The sequence below is a fragment of the Paenisporosarcina sp. P5_A11 genome, assembly GCF_056400705.1.
In genome coordinates this window covers 1-3456 of record NZ_JBFUKT010000251.1, presented here as the reverse complement: position 1 = coordinate 3456, position 3456 = coordinate 1, and the positions used below count along the sequence as shown (strand labels likewise).

At 37.1% G+C, this 3456-nt stretch carries 4 protein-coding genes; all 4 read right to left on the bottom strand.

The features are described from left to right. Nucleotides 1-612: two-component system activity regulator YycH (gene yycH / locus AC1DOS_RS18810; protein ID WP_477538732.1), on the bottom strand; the 612-nt coding region annotated here is incomplete at its 3' end. Further along, complete coding sequence (gene walK, locus AC1DOS_RS18805) at nt 603-2426, bottom strand: cell wall metabolism sensor histidine kinase WalK (RefSeq protein WP_108586878.1); 1824 nt, start codon at nt 2424-2426, stop codon at nt 603-605. The genes yycH and walK, both read right to left, overlap by 10 nt. Nucleotides 2427-2431: 5 nt before the next feature. After that, nucleotides 2432-3139, bottom strand: coding sequence for a response regulator YycF (gene yycF, locus AC1DOS_RS18800; RefSeq protein ID WP_108586879.1), 708 nt, complete (start codon nt 3137-3139; stop codon nt 2432-2434). Between the two features lie 201 nt (nt 3140-3340). Then, on the bottom strand, nt 3341-3456 hold a 116-nt coding region (locus tag AC1DOS_RS18795; protein WP_477538733.1), incomplete at its 5' end, for a M23 family metallopeptidase.

Sequence of the window (3456 nt, the reverse complement as noted above, 5' to 3'; positions counted from 1 at the left end):
CTGAATATCTGTAAACTTCGAGAACCCTAATGTCGATGACACTACTTTTTGGTCAAATAATTTCCAGTCTACATTTTTGGCTACTGCTGAGTACAATGTTTTTGTTTTAGAACTAGCAAAATAAACTTTCAGTTGCTCATTATCCGAACGATTCCAATCTACAATTAATCGATCAAATCCATCCTCTGGAATGTCAGAAATAGAAAATGGCAAAATATTATCATATACCGGAAATGGTACATCGTCTGGGAAAAACAATGTGTATCGATTATTTGCCCCGACTAATTCATTTAATTCTTCGTTAGTTAACTCAGTATCTTCTAGAGTCAAATCACTAATTTGCCAGTCCTTCATGACATTGACAACTCGCTCTAAATCAAATGTTTCCATCGAACCTGTCATGTTGTTTTCACGACTTGCAATCATTTTATAAGGTTTAATAACATCATCTATTCGCTTGCTCTCTGCGATTAATATGTCTACTACTGGTGTTGATTCAATGGTGTCGTAAGTTGGAGTATAGGTCCAAATAGTAAAAGTTAACGTCACACTTAAAACAATTAGTAAGGCTAGGAAAATCGATTTTGCATGCTCTATATATTTCAATCCCATTCACCTGCCTCATCTAACTCAAATGGTAACGTGAAGAATATGGTCGTTCCGTTTCCTTCTTCACTTTCTGCCCATATAGCACCACCATGTGATTCAATCATTTCCCGGGCAATAGCAAGTCCCAGTCCAGAACCACCCATTGATCTTGCACGTGCTCGGTCTACACGATAGAAACGATCAAAAATTCGTTCTACATTTTCTTTCGGAATACCCATCCCGTCATCAGAAACCATCACTTTTAATAATCCATCGTGCACGATTATACCAAAACGAATATTTCCACCGTCAGGCGAATATTTTAAAGCATTCGAAATAATATTATCGATGACTTGAGTTAATTTATCAGTATCGATTTCCACAAAATACTGTGATTCTGGTAAATTGCGAACAAAATGAACTTGTTGTGATTTCGACATTTCAAAACGATCAATGATGCGATTAAAGAATTTATTAAACTCTACAAACTCCTTGTTTAAATCGTATTCTCGGCTATCCATTTTCGATAGCTGCAACAAATCATTGACTAACCTAATCATGCGTTCAGTTTCAGTTTGTGTAACGTTTAAAAATGATGGTGCTAATTCCTTATCTTCCCAAGCACCATCAGCAAGCGCCTCTAAGTAGCTACGCATTGTGGTTAATGGTGTTCGAAGTTCATGCGAAACATTCGCAACAAATTCACGTCGTTCCATATCAATTTTCTCTTGTTCGGTATTATCATGGAGAACTGTTATCAAGCCGTTTACAAAACCTGTTTCTTTTTGAATAACGGAGAAGTTTGCTCGCAAAATGTACGGTCGTTCAGGCGAACTGAAATCTAAGTTAATAGACTCTTTCATATGAATTAAATCTTCAAATACGTACTGTGATTCAATTCCAAGAGCACTTGAAATTGGACGATGCAACACTAATTCTCTCGGTACTCTTAACAGTCTTAACGCTGGATCATTTATTAAAATGATGCGTCCTTTGCGATCAGTCGCAATTACCCCATCTGTCATGTTGGAGAGGACAGATGCTAACTTCCTTCGTTCACCTTCAGTAGTAGACTGCGCCTCTTGTAGACGATTGGTTAAATGGTTAAATGCAATTGCCAACTGTCCAATTTCGTCATTCCCGTAAACTCGCACTTTACGTGAAAAGTTTCCTTTGGCCATGGCTTGGGCTTGTCTACGCATGTCCGAAATAGGTCGGGTAATTGTTTGAGCGATTAATATACCAAGAATAACCGTTATGGCAAGGGACATCGCTGTACCACCAGCAAGAATTTGGTTAATTTCAGTCATTTGATCAAACACTGTTTCAATGTTTGATTCTAAATAAATCGTACCGAGGACTTCACCTTGAAAAATAATAGGAGAAGCTAACACCCATATCCTGTCTTTTTTTTGACGGTCTAAACGAATGTTATTAAACGGTGTCTCCGACGAAATGGATTGACGAACCAAAGTCTCCGTTGAGCGTTGTCCAACAATGGATTGATTATTTGTTTCAGACGTTGCTAAAATGCGGAAATTGTTATCTATTACACTTATTTCATTTATATCTTCTGATTGAATGCTATATAGTACTGTGCGTAAACTTTGCTCTAAACTCGGGTCTTCTTCTCCCCGCTGTTTGGTAATTTCTGTACGCACACTAAACTCCACCAAATCCACTCGTTGTTCAATGGAATCGGTGAAGCTCTTTTTAAGTGTATGTTCTAACTCACGCGCAAAATACAGACCGATGATTTGCATTGCCAAAAGAATCAACAGAATGTAAATCAGGACGATTTTGACGTGAATCGATTTAAAAAAGCCAACCTTTTGCATTCTGTCTACTCCTGTTCAGGATTACGCAAATAATACCCTACACCACGACGTGTCACAATCCATGCTGGGTGACTTGGGTTATCCTCAATTTTTTCACGAAGGCGACGAATCGTTACGTCTACAGTACGAACATCTCCAAAATAATCATAGCCCCATACTGTTTGCAATAAATGCTCACGCGTCATTACTTGTCCGATATGTTTTGCTAAGTAATGCAGCAATTCAAACTCACGATGCGTTAGTTCAATAGATTCTTCTCGTTTTAACACTAAATATGCGTCTGGTTGAATAATTAATAAGCCAACCACTATATCATTCGTTGCCTCTTCAGCATCCTCTGATTGTAAAGTTTGATGACGTCGCATATTTGCTTTCACACGAGCAATCAATTCACGTGTGCTAAATGGTTTTGTTACATAATCATCTGCACCTAACTCTAAACCAAGTACTTTATCAATTTCTGAATCTTTAGCAGTTAACATAATGATAGGAAAGTCGTACTTTTTACGAATCTCACGACAAACTTCCATTCCATCTCGATTTGGTAACATAATATCTAGTAACATCAAATCCGGTTTAATTTCTTCTGCTTTTTTTAAAGCTTCATCCCCATCATATGCACAAACTACATTATATCCTTCTTTTTTTAAGTTGAATTGCAAAATATCCGCAATCGGCTTTTCGTCATCAACTACTAAAATCGTTTTACTCATACAATCCATCCTCTCTCTTGCCATCTATCTATGTGAATATAAATTGACCTCATCATACACCTACTCTATCACGCTTTACCTTGTTTCGCATCTATCGAGTAACAATTGGGAAATGTTGAATATTTCCCAGGCAATAATTCGACAAATTCATACATAAAAAGACGGCCAATTTCGCAATATTGACCGTCTTACAAGATATTATTATTTTAAATAATTAAGAGGATTGACAATTACACCATTTTTACGTACTTCAAAGTGTAAATGGATACCTGTAGAATTTCCTGTTGAACCCATAACACCTAATTTCGTACCAGAAG

What these genes read in the sequence shown, in the direction of transcription:
- walK (WP_108586878.1), bottom strand. Translation starts at nt 2,426, where the DNA reads ATGCAAAAGGTTGGCTTTTTTAAATCGATTCACGTCAAAATCGTCCTG.
- yycF (WP_108586879.1), bottom strand. Translation starts at nt 3,139, where the DNA reads ATGAGTAAAACGATTTTAGTAGTTGATGACGAAAAGCCGATTGCGGAT.